The organism is Methylobacterium sp. UNC300MFChir4.1 (assembly GCF_900110155.1).
Taxonomy (GTDB): Bacteria; Pseudomonadota; Alphaproteobacteria; order Rhizobiales; family Beijerinckiaceae; genus Methylobacterium.
This window is the reverse complement of sequence record NZ_FOCS01000013.1, coordinates 46,595-62,659: the sequence shown is the minus strand read 5'-3', so window position 1 is coordinate 62,659 and position 16,065 is coordinate 46,595. Positions and strand designations below refer to the sequence as shown.

The window sequence follows — 16,065 nt, the reverse complement described above, 5'->3', positions numbered from 1 at the left end:
AGACGTGCAGGATGCAGCACACGGCCCAGGATAAGGCCCGGGACATGGCCCGACGGGCGGATCCGCTCCGCACCGGATCGTTCTCCGCATGAGCGGCGCCACGAGCGGCGCCCTCGCCGAACGCAGGCCCGACACCGCACCCGACAAAGGGTCCAGCAGCACGCCCGACGCCGCCCTGCACGGCCGCGTCATGGCGCTGCGTGAGGGGCTGGAGCGCGGCCTGATCGGCAGCGCCGGCCTCGTGGAGCGCCTGCTGATCGGGCTCCTCACCGGAGGGCACCTACTGATCGAGGGCGCGCCGGGGCTCGCCAAGACCCGCGCCGTCAAGCGCCTCGCCGACGGCCTCGACGGTTCCTTCGCGCGCATCCAGTGCACCCCGGACCTGATGCCGGCCGACCTCACCGGCACCACCGTCTGGCGTCAGGACAGCGGCACCTTCGAGTTCCTGCCCGGGCCGCTGTTCCACGCCCTCGTGCTGGTGGACGAGGTCAACCGCGCCCCCCCGAAGGTGCAGTCGGCGCTGCTCGAATCGATGGCCGAGGGGCAGGTGACGGTCTCGGGGACGACGCACCGCCTGTCCGACCCGTTCATGGTCGTGGCGACCCAGAACCCGATCGAGCATGCCGGCACCTTCCCGCTGCCGGAGGCGCAGCTCGACCGCTTCCTCCTCCACGTCGTGGTCGACATGCCCGACGAGACCACCGAGCGGGCGATCCTCGACCTCGTGGAGGGCGAGATCACCCACCACGTCGACGCGATGACCGTGCGGCTGTCACTGGCGGACGTGCGCGCCGCCCGGGAGGCGGCGCTCGCCACCTACGTGTCGCCGGCCCTCAAGGACTACCTCGTCCGGCTCGTGGCGGCGACCCGCACCGATGCGGCCGCCCCGGACCTGCGCGCCATGATCGAGCACCCGGCCTCCCCCCGCGGCACCCTGGCGCTGATGATGGCCGGCAAGGCCCGGGCCTGGCTGCGGGGGCGCGACCACGTCACGCCCGAGGACGTCGCGGAGCTGGCCCGCGACGCCCTCTCCCACCGGATCGGCCTGACCTGGCGGGCGGCCGCCGAGGGCCGGACGGCGCGCGGCCTCGTCGGCGAGCTGGTGCAGCGGGTGCGGGCGCTCTGACGGTGTTCGGGTTCGGGCAGGCGCGGCGCAGATCCCCTCTCCCCGCCGCGGGGGCGGTCGGCCCGACCGCCGGAGGCCCCTTCCCCGCCCGGGAGGCGGGGCGAGACCGCGCCGAGCACGGCATCCACCTCTCGGGCGAGGCCCTGATGGGCCTGCGCCACCTCGCCCGGCGGGGCTCCGCGCCCGCCACCCGGACGCTGGCGGGCCTGCCGGGCGGCATCGTCACCCGGCGCCGCGGGCGCGGGTCGGAGCCGGAGGACGTCCGCCTCTGGTCCGAGGGCGACGACCGCCGCTTCATCGACCGCAACGCCACGGCCCGCACCGGGCAGCTGCACGTCCGCACCCACCACGACGAGCGCGACCGCGCCGTGGTGCTGCTCGCCGATTTCCGGCCCGGGATGCTGTTCGGCACCCGCCGGGCCCTGCGCTCGGTGGCGGCCGCCGAGGCCCTGGCGCTGCTCGGCTGGCGGGTCGCCGCCGACGGCGGCCGGGTCGGCCTCGCGGTCGCCTCGGCCGGGGCGCCGACCGTGCTGCGGCCGGCGGGCGGCGAGCGCGCCATGATCGCGGTCACCGGCGCCCTCGCCCAGGCCCACACCGACGCCTTGAAGGCCGAATCCGGCGCGCCGGCCCGCGCGGAGCCGCCGCTGGAGGCGACGCTCGCCCTCGCCCGCAGCCTGCTGCCGGCCGGCGGCCACCTCGTCATCGCCAGCGCCCTGGACGATCCCGGCCCGGGCTTCGACGAACTCCTGACGCTGCTCGCCGAGCGGATCGCCATCCGGCTGATCCTGGTGAGCGACGCCTTCGAGCGCGCCCGGCCGCCGGGCTACTACCCCTTCGCCCTCGCGGACGGCCGCCGCGGGACCGCGCTGCCGACCGCGGGAGGGCAGGCGGACGCGTCCGCCGAGGCCCGGCTCGCCGACTACGCCCGCCGCGGCATCGCGGGCGTGCGCCTCGACGTCGAGACCGGCCCGGAGGCCTACGCGCCGCTCATGGAGCGCCTCGATGCCGTGCTGTGAGGCCGGACCCGGCGGCGCGATCCCCGGCGACCTGATCCGCGGCGGGACCCGATGAATCCCGTCGCGCCCGCCGAGATCCCCCTGTCGCTCGACCAGCTCCGGGGCCTGCACCTGCCCGGCGGCGCCGCCGGCGCGGTGCAGGGCGAGGTCGTGGCCGCGGCCGCCCTGGGCTTCCTCGCCGCCCTGCTGGTCGGGCTCGTGCGCTACGCGCGCGGCCGGGCGCGGGCCACCCTGCGCCGGGCGGCGCTCGCCGAGCTCGCCCGGAGCCGGGGCCTCGACCCGGAGGCGCGCCTCGTCGCCCAGGCCCGGCTGCTGCGCAGACTCGACCGGTCTCTCGACCGGTCCGGCGAGGCCGAGGCAGGGACCGGGACCCGGGCGACGGGCCCGGACTGGGCGGCCCGGCTGGACGGGCTGTTCCGGACCGACTTCTTCACCCGGGGCGCCGGCCGGGTGCTCGCCGACGGGCTGTACCGGCGGCAGGATCCCGACCTCGACGCCCTGGACGCCGAGCTCGCCCGCCTGATCGGGCGGCTGCGGGCATGAGCGGATTCTTGCCCGCGTGGCTCAGCGCGCTCCTGTCGGCCTTCGACCTCGCCGCGCCCTGGGCGCTGCTGGCGCTGCCCCTGCCGCTGCTGGCCGCGCGCCTGATCCCGGCGGAGCCGGAGGGGGGCAGCGGCGCCCTGCGCGTGCCCGCGACCCTGGTGGCCGGCGCGCGCGCCGGCGCCGACCGCGCGGCCCGCGGGCGCCGGCGGGCCCTGCTCACCTGGACGCTGTGGATGACCCTGGTGGCGGCGCTGTCGGGCCCGCGCCTCGTCATGCCGGCGGCCGCCCTCCCGGCCTCGGGCCGCGAGATCATGATCGCCATGGACCTGTCGGGCTCGATGGAGCGGCGCGACTTCGCCCTCGACGGCGAGACCGTGAACCGGCTGACCGCGGTCAAGCGTGTCGGCACCGATTTCATCCGGCGCCGGGCCGGAGACCGGATCGGCCTCGTGATCTTCGCCGACCAGGCCTACGTGGCGGCGGCGCCGAGCTTCGACACCGCGGCGGTCGCCCGGGCGCTGGACGAGGCCACGATCGGCATCAGCGGCCGCTCCACCGGGATCGGCGACGGCCTCGGGCTCGCCCTGCGCCGGCTGGACCCGCGGGACGCCGGGGGCGACGCCGCCGGGGCCAGGCCGGGCGAGAAGGCCGCGAAGGCCGTGATCCTGCTGTCGGACGGCGCCAACAATGCCGGCCAGACCGCCCCCAAGGACGTGGCGGAGCTCGCCAAGGAACTCGGCATCAAGGTCTACACGATCGCCCTGGGGCCCCGCGACATGGCCGACGCCGACGGCGAGCAGGACGTGGTCGACACCGAGACCCTGCGCGACATGGCGCGGGCGAGCGGCGGCGAGGCGTTCCGGGTGCGCACCACCGAGGATCTGGTCCGGGTCGCCGACGCCATCGACCGGCTGGAGGGCGGCCGCGCCCTCGCCCCGCCCCTGCCGCTCCGCCGGGACCTCTGGCCCTGGCCGGCCGCCCTGGCTTTCCTCAGCGCCGCGCTCCTGCTGGCCAGCCGGAGGGGCGCGTGATGGTTCGATACCCCGCGCCCCCGACCCTCCCCCGCGTCCCGCGATGCCGGGGCGCGGCGCCGGTCTCGGCGGCGGGAATGCGGGTCGGAGGGTCCGCCCGATGAGCGCCCTCGACGCCGTCGCCCTCCTGCGCCCCTGGTGGTTCCTGGCGATCCCGGTCGTGGTCCTGCTGGCCCTTCGCGCCGCGTGGCGCTCGGCGCCGCTGGGCGACTGGGCCCGGGCGGTCGACCCGGCGCTGATGGCCCATCTCGCCCGGGCTGGCGCGGTGCTCGGCGGCCGGCGGCAGGCGAACCTCGCCGCCGCGCTGGCGGCCGGGCTGATCGCCCTGGCGCTGACCGGCCCCGCGGTGGAGCGGGCGGACGGGCGGACCTTCCGCAACCTCGACGAGACCGTGCTCGTCGTCGACCTGTCGCGCTCGGTCACCGAGGGCGGCAACCTCCAGGGCGTCCGGCAGGCCGCCGCCGCCGTGGCGGAGGCCGCCGGCACCCAGGCGGTCGCCCTCGTGGTCTACGCGGGCGACGCCTACCTCGCCGCCTCCCCGACCACGGACCGCGACAGCCTCGGCACCACCCTGTTCGCCCTCGACGCCGACACGGTGCCGGACCGCGGCTCGCACCCCGAGCGCGGGCTGGCACTGGCCCGCCGCACCCTCGCGGAGGCCAACGTGGTGGCGGCCGACGTGGTGCTGATCAGCGACGGCGACGGCATCGGCGAGGCCGCCACCCGCGAGGCCCGCGCCATCGCCGAGCACGGCTGGCGGCTCCAGGCCCTCTACGTCCCGGCCGACAAGCCGCTGCCGCCCGGCGCGCCGAAGCCCGACCGGACCGCCCTCGACGCCCTCGCCCGGGCCGGCGGCGGCACGGCCGCCGACATCGCGACCCCGGGCCCGGTGCTCGACGCGGTCGGGGTCGGCCTCGCCCAGCACCTCGCGGCGGGCGGCTACGGCGTCCTGGCCTACGCGGATCTCGGGCGCTGGCTGCTGCTGCTGGCGGCGCTGCCGGCGCTGCTGCTGTTCCGCAGGAGCGCGTGATGCGGCTGACCCTTCCCGAGACCGGCCTCGCCGCCCCGCTCCGGGCCGGCCTGCCGCCGCGCTGGCGGCGGCTCGCCCGGATCGCCGGCCTCGCCCTCGCCGGGATCGGCCTCCTGGCGCTGCTCGCGGTCTCGCAGCCCCGCACCGGCTTCGGGCGGCTGCTGATGGGTCTCGGCCTGCCGGGCCTCGCCGCGGACGTGTTCGTCGATCCGGCCTGGCGCGCCGCCGCGCTCTACGAGGCCGGCCGCTACGAGGAGGCGGTCGCGCTGTTCCGTGCCGGCGGGCGGCGGGCGAGCTACAATCTCGGCAACGCTCTGGCCAGGGCCGGCGACCTTGACGGGGCGCTCGCGGCCTACGACGAGGCCCTGCGCTTCAACCCCCGCGACGCCGACGCCCAGGCCAACCGCTCGCTGATCGCCCGGATGCGAGCCGAGGTGATCGACCGCGGGCCCGGCGGCGGCATCGCCAACGGCACCGCCCAGTACGGCGCCCGCTACAACAACACCGCCAACCAGGACCAGAACAACGACATCAACGCCGCCTCCAGCGGCGAGGGTCTCGCCGGCAACAAGGAATCGAACGCCAGCGCGTCGCTGCCCGGCAACAGCAAGGTCGCCCGCCGCGGCAAGGCCGAGCAGCAGTCGATCGACGCCGGCAAGGGCCAGGCCCGGGGCTCGGCCGGCGACGCCGCCGGCCGCGGCCGGACCGGCGGCGGCTCAGCCATGGTGGCCGAGGCGCCCGAGCGCGAGGTCCGCCGGGTGACCAAGAGCTTCGAGGCCCACGAGATCCGCCCGGACCGGCTCTGGCTCCAGACCCTGCCGGACGATCCCGGCCGCTATCTCAAGCTGCGCCTGCGCGCCGAGCAGACCCGCCGGGTCGAGGCCGGCACCGCGATCCCCGCCGGGAGCAACCCGTGGTAAGTGTTTTCGGCGTTTCCGAGCGGCGCGCCCTGACCCGCGCCCTGACCTGTGCCCTCATCCTCCTCGCGCCCTTCCTCGCCCCCCTGCCCGCCCGGGCCGAGATCGAGCCGGGCGACCTCACGCTGACGGTGACCGCGGAGCTCAACGGCAACAGCGCCCCCTTCCCCCGCGAGATGGTGCTGCTGAAGATCCACGGGGTCTACAAGCAGCCGATCCTGCTCGAGGAGGTGGTGCAGCCCTCTCTCGCGAACTTCTCGTGGACGCAGCTCGGCCGCGACCACTGGAGCCGGACCAAGCTCCCCGACGGCCAGAGCGCCATCGCGTTCGACCGCACCGTAGCGGTCTTCCCGCACCATGCCGGCCAGTTCACCATCGAGCCGTTCGTCCACAAGCTCACCGTCAACGATGTCGGCGAGCGGCGGGTCGTCGAGGTCCGCTCGAAGCCGATCCCCTTCCCGGTCGCACCCTGGACCGAGCCCACCGGCGGCCCCGACGCCAAGGAGCCCTGGTGGCTGCCCGCCAAGGACGTGGCGATCACCGATTCCTGGAGCCCGGACCCGGAGACCATCAAGGTCGGCGAGACCACCCGCCGGATCGTCACCCTGGAGGCCCAGGGCATGGTCGCCGAAGGCCTGCCGCCCCGGCCGGTCATGCGCACCCGCGGCATCATCACCTTCGCGGGCCCTGTCACCCGCGAGACGCTGCTGACGCCCTCGGGACCCGTGGCGCGGGCCACCTACCAGTGGGACGTGAAGCCCGGCGTGCCGGAGATCATCCCCCTCGACGCCATCGCGATCCCGTGGTTCGACACCAACACCCGCACGATGCGCGAGACCGAGATCCCGGCCCGGCAGATCGGCGGCGGCCTGCCCGACCGCGAGACCGAGCGGGCGCCCCCCGCGATCCCCTCGCCCCTCGTCGTCGCCGCCTCGGCGCTCGCCGCCTTCGGGCTGGGCCTCGCGCTGATCGGCTTCGGCCTCGGGCGGCCGCGCCTGCGCCTCTCCGGCGCGGCGCGGCGCTCCTTACGCGCGGCGGCCCGGGCCGGCGACCCGGCCGGGTTCCGCGCGGCCCTCGACGCGGCCCAGCGGGACGCCCCCGACCTCGCCCGGACCTGGCGTGCGCGGCCCGACCTCGCGGCCGCCTTCGCGGCCCTCGACCGGGCGGTCTTCGGCGCGGCGGGCGCGCCCGTCCCGGATCTCCGGGCCCTGGCCCGGGCCCTGTCGCGCGCCGCGCCTGGGGAAGCCGCGGCCCCCGCGGCGGACCGGCTCGCACCGCTCGACGGCCCGGTCCGCTGAGCGCGGCGCGGCGCGGCTCCGCATCTCGTGAAGGCGGGCGCGGGAACGCAAGCCGGGACCGGGATTTGGGCTGCCGGAACCGACCGGCACCGGAGAGCCCCATGCCCGCGACCCCGCACCGATCCGCCCGCGCCGCCACGCGCCGCCCGACCATGGGCGCCCCGACCGTCGCCCTCGCCACCGCCCTCGTGACCCTCCTGGTTCTGCCGGCCGCGCTGCCGTCGGCGGCCCTCGCCCGGTCCTCCGGCACCGAGCGCGCGCTGAAGATGGTCGACACCGACCACGACGGCACGATCGACCTGGCCGAGGCCCAGGCCGCCGCCGGCAAGATCTTCGACGCCGCCGAGACCGACAAGGACGGCACCGTCGACGCCAAGGAGCTGAAGGGCCGGCTCAGCAAGAAGGACCTGAAGGCCGCCGACACCGATTCCGACGGCACCCTCGACCGCAAGGAATACCTCGCCTTGGTCGCGCAGCGCTTCAAGGCGGCCGATCCCGACAACGACGGCACCCTCGACGCCAGGGAACTCAAGTCCCCAGCGGGGCGCAGCCTGCTGCAGCTCCTGAAGTAAGCGCGCCTCCCGGACCTGCCGCCGTTGCACAGTTCATGAGCAAGTATTATTCCTGTGCAACGGCTCACGTTCTGAGCAGGCATCAATATTTTGCACTATCTTGCGTCATCTGAATTGGCCTCGTAGGTTTCGGTTATCCGAGCGGTAAAGCATCGGGTGAACCACCAGGGAGGAGCGCGATGGCACGCGCCAACGAGGTCAAGGACAGGTTTCGCGCGCGGCTGCAGGCGGCCGACGAGCGCAGCAACGACTTCCGGCGGAAGCTGCTCGAGGACGGGTCCCGGGCGCTCCAGCCCGTCATGGGCGTGCTGAACCTGATGGCCGAGGTCCTCAACGAGGAGGACAACGTCCACGGCAGCATCACCGGCCTCGAGGCGAAGATCGATCAGGACAACTTCATCAGCCTGTGCGCGCAGCTGCGCGGCACCGAGTCCGAGCAGAAGATCAAGATCAAGTACGGTCCGGAACTCGGCGGCAGCAACTACATCTCGGTCTCGGGCCTGAACCAGCGCTACAACGAGCGCCTCGTGCCGGGGGCGGCGAGCTGCTCCATCGGCCGGACGGTCGGCAGCGACATCCAGCTCGACGAGCACCGGGGCGACGAGCTGGCCGAGGTGGTCCGCGAGGTCGTCGAGGACTTCTACGCGGCCCAGATCGAGCAGCGCAGCCACTTCGCCTCCGCGCGCTGACGCCAGCGGCGCCGCGAACCGATCCGCGCGCCGCCGGCATCCGCCGGCCCGCCCCCGTCCTCGGGGGGACGGCCGGACCCCGCCGAAGGGCTCGGCCCTTCGGAGGCGCCGCCTCAGTCGGCGATGAACTTCAGCCGGTGGTCGCGGTAGAGGTCGACGATCGCCGCGGCGGTCTCCTCGATGGACCGGCGGGTGACGTCGATCGTCGGCCAGCGGTTCTTGGTGAACAGCCGGCGGGACATGGTGATCTCGTCCGCCACCGCCGAGCGGTCGACGTAGAGGGACGATTCGTCGGCGTTGAGGCTCGACAGCCGGTTCTGCCGGATCTGCACGATGCGCTCCGGCGACGCGAACAGGCCGACCACGAGGGGCTTGCGGGCCCGCTCGATCGCCGGCGGCAGCGGCATGCCCGGCACCAGCGGCAGGTTTGTGGTCTTGAGCCCGCGATTGGCGAGGTAGATCGAGGTCGGCGTCTTCGACGTCCGGCTGACGCCGAGCAGGATCACGTCGGCCTCCTCCAGATTGTCCGGCAGGTTGCCGTCGTCGTGGGCCAGCGTGAAGTTCATCGCGTCGATGCGCTTGAAGTACTCGGCGTTCAGCATGTGCTGGGCGCCGGGCCGCGCCGTGGTCTCGGCGCCGAGATACGCGCGCAGCAGGTCGTGGACCGGCCGCAGCACCGACAGGCAGGGCGAGCCGGTCTCCCGGGCGACCTCCTCCAGCCGCTCGCCGAGGTCGCCCCCCACCAGCGTGTAGAGGACGAGGCCCGGCGCGGCCCGGATCTCCGAGATCACCCGGTCGAGCTGCGCGGCCGAGCGCACCAGCGGGTAGACGTGCTCGATCGCCGACACGCCCTCGTACTGGGCGGCGGCCGCGCGCCCGACATTGATCAGCGTCTCGCCGGTGGAGTCGGAGACGAGGTGGAGGTGGAAGTAGCTGCGGCCCATTCCGATCGCCTCTGCGGTCGACCTCTCGGCCGACTGTGCGGTCGCCTCGCGCGGCGCCCACGTTGTCCACCGCCGGCCGCCAGGGGAGTCGATGAGTGTGGATAGGATGCCCCGCCGGGCCGGTCCAGGGCGATCCCGGTGCGCGCTGTCGACTCCGCCGTTCACAGGCAGATGATCGGGACGCGCCGAATCCGGCTCTCTGGACGAATCGGCCGCGAATCCGGCGCCCGTACACGACTCGGCGTTGCCAAGGCGCTGTCGGACCATCCGGTTCTCGCAAGTTGGCGGAAATCCTTTAAAGCCCCGTTAACGGCGCGGCGGCGGGGACCGCCTGTGGACGCTTTTGTGCCCCCGAGATTCGGCCCCCCAGAAGAAAAAACAGACTCCAAGATTCTCTCTTATCTTTTCGAAGGGGCCTGTGTGGGGATCGGCGCGCCTCGACTCGACAGGACGCCCGCCGACGGGCATGCGGGGTGAGGGATACGGGATGGGAGCAACCATGACGGGGACGGAGCGCGAGCCCAGGCAGACGACGTCGGGGACGACGTCCGAGCGCAAGGTGCTGCGGGTCCTCGAGGGCGAGGCGATCGGGCCGCCCCCCGCCTGGATGATGCGCCAGGCCGGGCGCTACCTGCCGGAATACCGGGCGACCCGGGCCGAGGCCGGCTCGTTCCTCGACCTCTGCTACAGCCCGGACTTCGCCGTCGAGGTGACGCTCCAGCCGATCCGGCGCTTCGGCTTCGACGCGGCGATCCTGTTCTCCGACATCCTGGTCGTCCCCCACGCGCTCGGCCAGGACGTGCGCTTCGTGGAGGGCGAGGGACCGCGCCTCGACCCGCTCGACGGTCGGGGCGCGTTCGCGCGCTTGCGGGAGGCCGGCGACCCGGCGATCATGATCCACCTCGCGCCGGTCTTCGAGACGGTGACGCGGCTGCGGGCCGAATTGCCGGGCGAGACGACGCTGCTCGGCTTCTGCGGCGCCCCCTGGACGGTGGCGAGCTACATGATCGGCGGCCGCGGCACGCCGGACCTCGCCCCCGCGCGGGCCCTGGCCGAGGGCGACACCGCCCTGGTCGACACCCTGATCGACCGCCTCGTCGCCGTGCAGACCGAGTACCTCGTGCGCCAGCTCGAGGCCGGCGCCGACGCGGTGCAGATCTTTGAGTCCCACGCCGGCACCCTGCCGCGCGCCGTTCCCTCTGCCGTTCCGGCCTCGGGCGGCACGGTCGAGCCCGTCGGCGACGTCGCCGAGAGCGCCTTGCCGGGCGCACCTGCCTCCGATGCCCTCACCCGCTGGTCGCTGCGGCCGATCGCCCGCATGGTGGCGGGCGTCCGCGCCCGGGTGCCGGGGGCGAAGATCATCGTGTTCGCCCGCGGCTCGGGCCTCGACGGCCACGCCCGGGTGGTGCCGGAGACCGGCGCCGACGCGGTCGGCGTCGACTGGGGCGTGGACCTGAAGGCCCTGCGGCAGACGGTGCCGGCCGCGACGGTCACGCAGGGCAACCTGCATCCCGACACGCTGATCGCGGGCGGCGCGGCCCTCGACGCGGCGGTGGACGCGGTGCTCGAGGCGACCGCCGGCCTGCCGCACATCTTCAACCTCGGCCACGGCATCACGCCGCAGACGCCGGTGGCCCATGTCGAGCGGATGCTCGCGCGGCTGCGCGGCCAGGGCTGAGGCCGCGCGTGCTGTACGACTGGATCAAGGCCCTCCACGTCATCAGCCTGATCGCCTGGATGGCCGGGATGCTCTACCTGCCCCGGCTGTTCGTCTACCACGCGAGCCTGCCGCCCGGCGCGGAGGCGCAGTCCGCGACCTTCAAGGTGATGGAGCGCCGCCTGCTCAAGGCGATCATGAACCCCGCCATGATCGCCACCTGGGTGTTCGGGTTGGCGCTCGCCTGGATGAGCGGCTTCTACGCGAGCGTCTGGCTGCAGGCGAAGTTCGCGCTGGTGCTCGCGATGTCGGGCATCCACGGCTGGCTCGCCCGGATGGTCAAGGATTTCGCCGCCGACCGGAACACCCGCGGGCACAAGTTCTACCGGGTGCTCAACGAGGTGCCGACGCTGCTGATGATCGGCATCGTCATCCTGGCGATCGTCAAGCCGGGCCTCTGATCCCGCGATCCCGCGATCCTGTGATCCCGGCCGGAGCCTTTCCGCGGCCGGCCCGTTGGGAGGCCATGTCGAAGCCTCTCGTCCTCGCCCTCGCGCTGGCCGCCCTCGCGGGCACGGTCGCCGGCGCGATCACCGCGTCCCCCGCCCGGGCCGCGAGCTTCCCGTGCGACAGGGCCGAGGCCCCCGACGAGAAGGCGATCTGCGCCCATCTCCCCCTCAATGACCGGGACGTCGAGATGGCGACCCGGTTCGAGATCCTGAAGAGCGTGCTGCCGATGGGCGGCCAGGCCAAGCTGCGCGACGATCAGGAGGCGTGGCTGACGGAGCGTCGCGCCTGCGGCGGCGATGTCGGCTGCCTGACGGCCGCCTACGACGCCCGGCTGAAGGTCCTGCGCGGGGTCCTGGCGGAGTTCGCCAAGCAGGGCCCGTGAGGTCCCGCGCTCAGGCCGCGCGCGGCAGGGCCGCGGCGTCGACGCGGCAATCCGGCCGGCACGCCGCCACGCAGGCGCGCGCCAGCGCCTCGGTGGCGTCCACCAGCAGGCCCGACGGGTCGCTCCCGGCGAGCGCGAGCGGGATCTCCGTGCAGGCCATCACCACCCGGTCGCAGCCGGCCTCGGCCAGCGCCCGGACCTGCGCCTCCAGGAGCGGCGTCGCCTCGGCCACCCGGTGCGCCTTCACCAGCCGGATCGCCGACGTCACCGCGGCCTGACCCGCCTCATCGGGCGCGCGGCACGCGAGCCCGTGCCGCGCCAGCCGCTCCGGGTAGAGCCCGGACCGCAGGGTGCCGTCGGTGGCGAGCAGGCCGATCCGGCCGCCGCTCCCGGTCCGCGCCAGGGTCTCGGCCAGGGTCTCGGCCAGGGTCTCGGCCACCGCGTCGACGATGTGGAGGATCGGCAGGGCGGTCGCGGCCTGCAGCGCCGCGTGCCAGTGATGGGCGGTGTTGCAGGGGATCGCGATCCGGGTGGCGCCCCCGGCCTCGAGCCGCGCCAGGGCGGCGCGGAGCGCCGGCAGCGGGTCCGGGCCGGTGCCCAGGATCGCGTCGGCGCGGTCGGGGATGTCGACGGCCGAGCAGACCAGGGTCGGGATGTGGTCCTGATCGCGCCCGGCGGGCGTCGCCCGCACGAGCTTGGCCAGGAAATCCACCGTGGCCATCGGGCCCATCCCGCCGAGTACACCGAGCATCGCCGCCTCCGACCGTCGCGGCCGCCGTGATGGGCCGCGGCGGGGCGGGAATCCAATGCCGTGTCGGCACCGGCCATGCCGATCCGGCACCGGTTCCTAGAGTTCGGCCGCCAGGGCGGCGGCCGCGGCCCAGACCGCCGCGACCGCGCCGCCGCGCCCGGCCCTGCGGTAGAGCCGGATCTCCAGCGGCGTGCCCGGCCCGGCCGCCACGAGGCTGCCGTCGGCGAGCTCGCGGGCGACGAGGCTCTCGGGCAGCCACGCGCGGCCGTGGCCCGCGAGGACCATGAACTTCAGGGCCTCTGCCATGGCGTTCTCGTTGACGTGGGCGGCCGCCGCCCCGTCACCGGCGAGCGCCGCGACCCGGCCCAGGAACGAGTCCCGGGGATAGCCGAGCCCGGGCCGGTCCGCGGCCGGCCCCGGCCGGTGCACCGGCACGAGGCTGTCCCGGCCGATGGACAAGTGCGGGAAGGCGGCCGGGTCGAGGGGGATCGGCACCAGGGGATGGTGGTAGGTCAGCAGCAGGTCGTAGCCGCCCTCGGCCAGCGCCTGCACGCAGGCGTGGAAATCGTCCGGCAGGAGCCGGCTGCCGAGCGGCCCGGTGCGGGCCTCGACGTCGCGGAACCAGCCCGGGAAGACGGTCAGCGCCAGGGTGTGGAGCGCCGCCACCGACACGGTCCGCGGCGGCGGCCGGATCCGGGCGCGGAGCGCGTCGCGGCTGCCGTGGAGCCGCCGCACGGTCTCCTCGGCGGTCTCCAGGAACAGCCGGCCCTCCGGCGTCAGGGCCGTCGGGTAGGTGCTGCGGTCGACCAGCGCGACGCCGAGCCAGCCTTCGAGCGCCCGGATGCGGCGGCCGAAGGCCGGCTGGGTGACGTGGCGCTCGACCGCCGAGCGCGAGAAGCTGCCGGTGCGCGCGAGGCTCAGGAAGTCCTCGAGCCATTTCAGCTCCATCTCGGCTCCATCGCGCGGCGGTCTCAGAGCCGCGCCAGGAGCCGCTCCGCCAGCGGGTTCTCGGCCGCGAAGGCGTAGTCGACCCGCCGCACCGTGACGGCCCGCGCGCCGGCCTCGACCAGGGCGCCGGCGAGCTCGAACACCGCGGCCTCCCGGCAGCGCAGGACGATCTCGCCCTCCGGCCCCCGCGGCGCGCCGTAGGGCAATTCGGCCTCGTGCAGGCCCGCGATCGTGGCGAGGTCGATCGTGCCGCTCTCCGGCAGGGCGGCGCGCACCTCGCGGGTGGTCCGGGCGCGCTCCTCGGCGGCGATGCGGCCGAGCACCGTGCGGAGCGCGGCCCGCTGGCCCTCGCCCCAGGGGGCCTTCAGCGAGGCGACGAGGTTCGCCTCCGAGCGCAGGATGATGCCGTCGTCCAGCACCTTCAGGGCGTTGGCCGAGAGCGTCGCCCCCGTGGTGGTGATGTCAACCACGATCTCGGCCGAGCCCGCCGCCGGCGCCCCCTCGGTGGCGCCCAGGCTCTCGACGATCCGGTAATCGGCGACGCCCTTCTCGGCGAAGAACCGGCGGGTCAGGTTCACGTACTTGGTGGCGACCCGCAGGCGCCGCCCGTGGCGGGTCCGCATGCCGGCCGCGACCTCGTCGAGGTCGGACATGTCGCGCACGTCGATCCAGGCCTGGGGCACGGCCACCACCACGGTGGCGTTGCCGAAGCCGAGCGGCGTCAGCAGCTCGACCTGGCCGCGCACGTCCGGCAGGGTCTCGCGGATCAGGTCCTCGCCGGTGACGCCGAGATGGGCGGCGCCCGAGGCGAGCTGCGCGGCGATCTCGGAGGCCGAGAGGTAGCGCACCTCGACGTCGGGCACGCCGATGAGCTTGCCCCGGTAGTCGCGGGCGCCCGCGCCTTGAGCGAGCTTCAGCCCGGCCCGGCCGAAGAACGCGCTGGCATTCTCCTGCAGGCGGCCCTTGGACGGGACGGCGAGGATCAGCGGCATGGCGGCCGCGTCCGAGGCACTCATCGGCCGGCTCCCGCCACGCGCTCGATCCAGAAGGTGCATCCCACCGCCGGCAACGGCGCCGGGCTGCCGAGATGGCCGAGCAGGCCGTCGTAGCGGCCGCCGCCGACCAGGGTCGGGCCGTCCCGCTCGGTCACCTCGAAGATGAAGCCGGTGTAGTAGTCGAGGTTGCGGGCGAAGCCGCCCTGGAAGCGGAAGCGCTCGATCGGCAGGCCGCGGGCCGCGATGAAGCCGGTGCGCTCCTCGAACAGGTCGAGGGCGGCCGCGAGGGCGTCGTGCCGCAGGCCCGCGTCGGCGACGAGCGCCCGCAGGTCGCGGGCGGCGGCGTCCGGATGGCCGGCGATCGCCCGGTAGCGGTCGAGGAGCGCGCGGTTCTCGGCGTTGAGCCCGGCGCCGCCATGGGCCTGCGCGGAGGCCTTGGCGAGGAAGCGCTCGGCGATCTCGCCGGCGCTGCGCCCGCCCACCGCCGAGATCCCGGCGATCGCCAGCACGTCCTCCACGAAGGCGCGCACACCGCGCGGATCCTGGCCCTGGATCGCCGCCAGCAGCCCCGCGTGGGGATCCTCGGGGCGGGTGCCCTCTGCGCCGTTGGTGACCGCGTCCAGCGAGCGCCCGGCGGCCAGCGCCCGGAGCGTCCGGCGCTTGGCGGCGGGCGGGACCGCGAGCCCGTCGAGGAGCGCCACGGTCAGGCCCATGTCGCCGAGCCGCACCGCCGGGTCGGTCCGGCCGAACAGGGCGAGGCCCTCCAGGGCGAGGCCCAGCACCTCGGCGTCGGCCGCCGGCGTGTCGGTCCGCCCGATCGACTCGATGCCGGCCTGGAAGAACTCGTCGGGCTCGTCGGCGGCGAGCCGGAAGACCGGGCCGCAATAGCTGTAATCGGCCGCCTGCCCGTCGGCCTCCGCCCGGTGCAGGCGGCAGACCGGGATGGTGAATTCGGGCCGCAGGCACAGCTCGGCGCCGCCCGCATCCTGGGTGACGAAGATCCGCCGGCGGATATCCTCGCCCGAGAGTTCGAGGAACGGCTCCAGCGGCTGCAGCACCGGCGGCGTCACCGGCCGGTAGCCCGCCGCCGCCAGATGCGCGGAGAGCCGCGCGCGCGCCGCGTCCCCCGCCCCCGTCTCGCCCGCCTCCGGTCGTGTCATCGCGATCCACCTCGCGGGGCAATCCACCTCGCGGCCGCTCTGTAGCAACCGCGACCGGACTTGGCGACACGCACCCGGGAAGCGTGGGGCCGGCGCGCCGCGCAGGACTGCGCAGACCCCGCGCCGCGGCCGGATTCCGCTACGGCGTCAGTGACCGGACCGGCTCAGAGCGGCTCAGAGCGGATCAGAGCGGCCGGAGGCTGCCGAGGCGCGCGCCGCGCGGGCGCCGGGCCGGCTTGCGGCGGGCGAGCACGGTCAGGGCGGGCGCCCCCGCCATCCCGGCGCTCAGGATCGGCGCGCTGCCGGTCCCGGGCGTGGCCTGCGCGACGGCGCTGGGCAGCCGGCCGAGGACCGGCCGGGCGGCCCAGGCGGGTCCCGCGCCGGCGCAGACCAGGCCGAAGGACAGGACGAGGATCTTCGCGCGCATCCCGACATCTCCTCGGCACCGACCGACGACAACGCCGCCAGAGCCTCTGCGTTCGACGTGCGGTTCGAC

General features: G+C 75.1%; 18 protein-coding genes. 12 read left to right on the top strand and 6 right to left on the bottom strand.

All coding sequences use genetic code 11. The features are described from left to right. Positions 1-88: 88 nt before the first annotated feature. The 9 genes from BMY19_RS18085 (at position 89) to BMY19_RS18045 (ending at position 8,222) form a co-directional block, all read left to right on the top strand. Positions 89-1,126 carry an AAA family ATPase gene (locus BMY19_RS18085; RefSeq protein WP_020094037.1) on the top strand — a complete coding sequence of 346 codons (1,038 nt, stop codon included), beginning with the start codon at positions 89-91 and terminating at the stop codon, positions 1,124-1,126. Positions 1,127-1,272: 146 nt separating this feature from the next. Further along, positions 1,273-2,142, top strand: a complete 870-nt coding sequence (locus BMY19_RS18080) for a DUF58 domain-containing protein (protein ID WP_170862993.1) — start codon at positions 1,273-1,275, stop codon at positions 2,140-2,142. A 51-nt stretch (positions 2,143-2,193) separates the two neighbouring features. Next, positions 2,194-2,685, top strand: a complete 492-nt coding sequence (locus BMY19_RS18075) for a DUF4381 family protein (protein ID WP_100252493.1) — start codon at positions 2,194-2,196, stop codon at positions 2,683-2,685. Next, complete coding sequence (locus BMY19_RS18070; RefSeq protein WP_170862989.1) at positions 2,682-3,716, top strand: VWA domain-containing protein; 1,035 nt, start codon at positions 2,682-2,684, stop codon at positions 3,714-3,716. Before BMY19_RS18075 ends, BMY19_RS18070 begins: the two co-directional genes overlap by 4 nt. A gap of 100 nt (positions 3,717-3,816) precedes the next feature. Further along, positions 3,817-4,746: a VWA domain-containing protein gene (locus BMY19_RS18065; protein ID WP_091680954.1), complete on the top strand. Its 930-nt coding sequence runs from the start codon at positions 3,817-3,819 to the stop codon at positions 4,744-4,746. After that, on the top strand, positions 4,746-5,666 hold the full coding sequence (locus BMY19_RS18060; protein ID WP_042672380.1) for a tetratricopeptide repeat protein: 921 nt from the start codon (positions 4,746-4,748) through the stop codon (positions 5,664-5,666). The genes BMY19_RS18065 and BMY19_RS18060 overlap by 1 nt, the downstream gene beginning before the upstream one ends. After that, positions 5,660-6,961 carry a BatD family protein gene (locus BMY19_RS18055; protein WP_100252492.1) on the top strand — a complete coding sequence of 434 codons (1,302 nt, stop codon included), beginning with the start codon at positions 5,660-5,662 and terminating at the stop codon, positions 6,959-6,961. Before BMY19_RS18060 ends, BMY19_RS18055 begins: the two co-directional genes overlap by 7 nt. Positions 6,962-7,062: 101 nt before the next feature. Continuing rightward, a complete protein-coding gene (locus BMY19_RS18050) occupies positions 7,063-7,533 on the top strand; it encodes an EF-hand domain-containing protein (RefSeq protein ID WP_170862988.1) in 471 nt (156 codons plus the stop codon). Positions 7,534-7,712: 179 nt separating this feature from the next. Continuing rightward, positions 7,713-8,222 carry a hypothetical protein gene (locus BMY19_RS18045; protein WP_020094045.1) on the top strand — a complete coding sequence of 170 codons (510 nt, stop codon included), beginning with the start codon at positions 7,713-7,715 and terminating at the stop codon, positions 8,220-8,222. A gap of 113 nt (positions 8,223-8,335) precedes the next feature. Here BMY19_RS18045 and BMY19_RS18040 read toward each other — a convergent pair whose 3' ends face one another. After that, positions 8,336-9,166, bottom strand: coding sequence for a pyruvate, water dikinase regulatory protein (locus tag BMY19_RS18040; RefSeq protein ID WP_020094046.1), 831 nt, complete (start codon positions 9,164-9,166; stop codon positions 8,336-8,338). Between the two features lie 487 nt (positions 9,167-9,653). On the opposite strand from BMY19_RS18040, the gene BMY19_RS18035 reads away from it, so the two are divergent. The 3 genes from BMY19_RS18035 (at position 9,654) to BMY19_RS18025 (ending at position 11,715) form a co-directional block, all read left to right on the top strand. Next, a complete protein-coding gene (locus BMY19_RS18035) occupies positions 9,654-10,844 on the top strand; it encodes a uroporphyrinogen decarboxylase (RefSeq protein ID WP_170862987.1) in 1,191 nt (396 codons plus the stop codon). A gap of 8 nt (positions 10,845-10,852) precedes the next feature. Then, positions 10,853-11,284, top strand: a complete 432-nt coding sequence (hemJ, locus tag BMY19_RS18030) for a protoporphyrinogen oxidase HemJ (RefSeq protein ID WP_020094048.1) — start codon at positions 10,853-10,855, stop codon at positions 11,282-11,284. 65 nt (positions 11,285-11,349) lie between these two features. Further along, the gene (locus BMY19_RS18025; RefSeq protein WP_244534946.1) at positions 11,350-11,715 is read left to right on the top strand and encodes a lysozyme inhibitor LprI family protein; all 366 of its coding nucleotides are present in this window, start codon (positions 11,350-11,352) and stop codon (positions 11,713-11,715) included. A 10-nt stretch (positions 11,716-11,725) separates the two neighbouring features. Here BMY19_RS18025 and BMY19_RS18020 read toward each other — a convergent pair whose 3' ends face one another. The 5 genes from BMY19_RS18020 to BMY19_RS18000 form a co-directional block, all read right to left on the bottom strand. Continuing rightward, positions 11,726-12,466 (bottom strand): cysteate racemase, encoded by a 741-nt coding sequence (locus BMY19_RS18020; protein ID WP_100252490.1) that lies wholly within the window; start codon positions 12,464-12,466, stop codon positions 11,726-11,728. A 96-nt stretch (positions 12,467-12,562) separates the two neighbouring features. After that, positions 12,563-13,414, bottom strand: coding sequence for a LysR family transcriptional regulator (locus BMY19_RS18015; protein ID WP_100252489.1), 852 nt, complete (start codon positions 13,412-13,414; stop codon positions 12,563-12,565). A 23-nt stretch (positions 13,415-13,437) separates the two neighbouring features. Next, positions 13,438-14,430 (bottom strand): ATP phosphoribosyltransferase, encoded by a 993-nt coding sequence (gene hisG, locus BMY19_RS18010; RefSeq protein ID WP_100252488.1) that lies wholly within the window; start codon positions 14,428-14,430, stop codon positions 13,438-13,440. After that, the gene (locus tag BMY19_RS18005) at positions 14,427-15,569 is read right to left on the bottom strand and encodes an ATP phosphoribosyltransferase regulatory subunit (RefSeq protein WP_056533635.1); all 1,143 of its coding nucleotides are present in this window, start codon (positions 15,567-15,569) and stop codon (positions 14,427-14,429) included. Before BMY19_RS18005 ends, hisG begins: the two co-directional genes overlap by 4 nt. A gap of 184 nt (positions 15,570-15,753) precedes the next feature. After that, the gene (locus tag BMY19_RS18000; RefSeq protein ID WP_056533633.1) at positions 15,754-15,996 is read right to left on the bottom strand and encodes a hypothetical protein; all 243 of its coding nucleotides are present in this window, start codon (positions 15,994-15,996) and stop codon (positions 15,754-15,756) included. Positions 15,997-16,065: the final 69 nt, after the last annotated feature.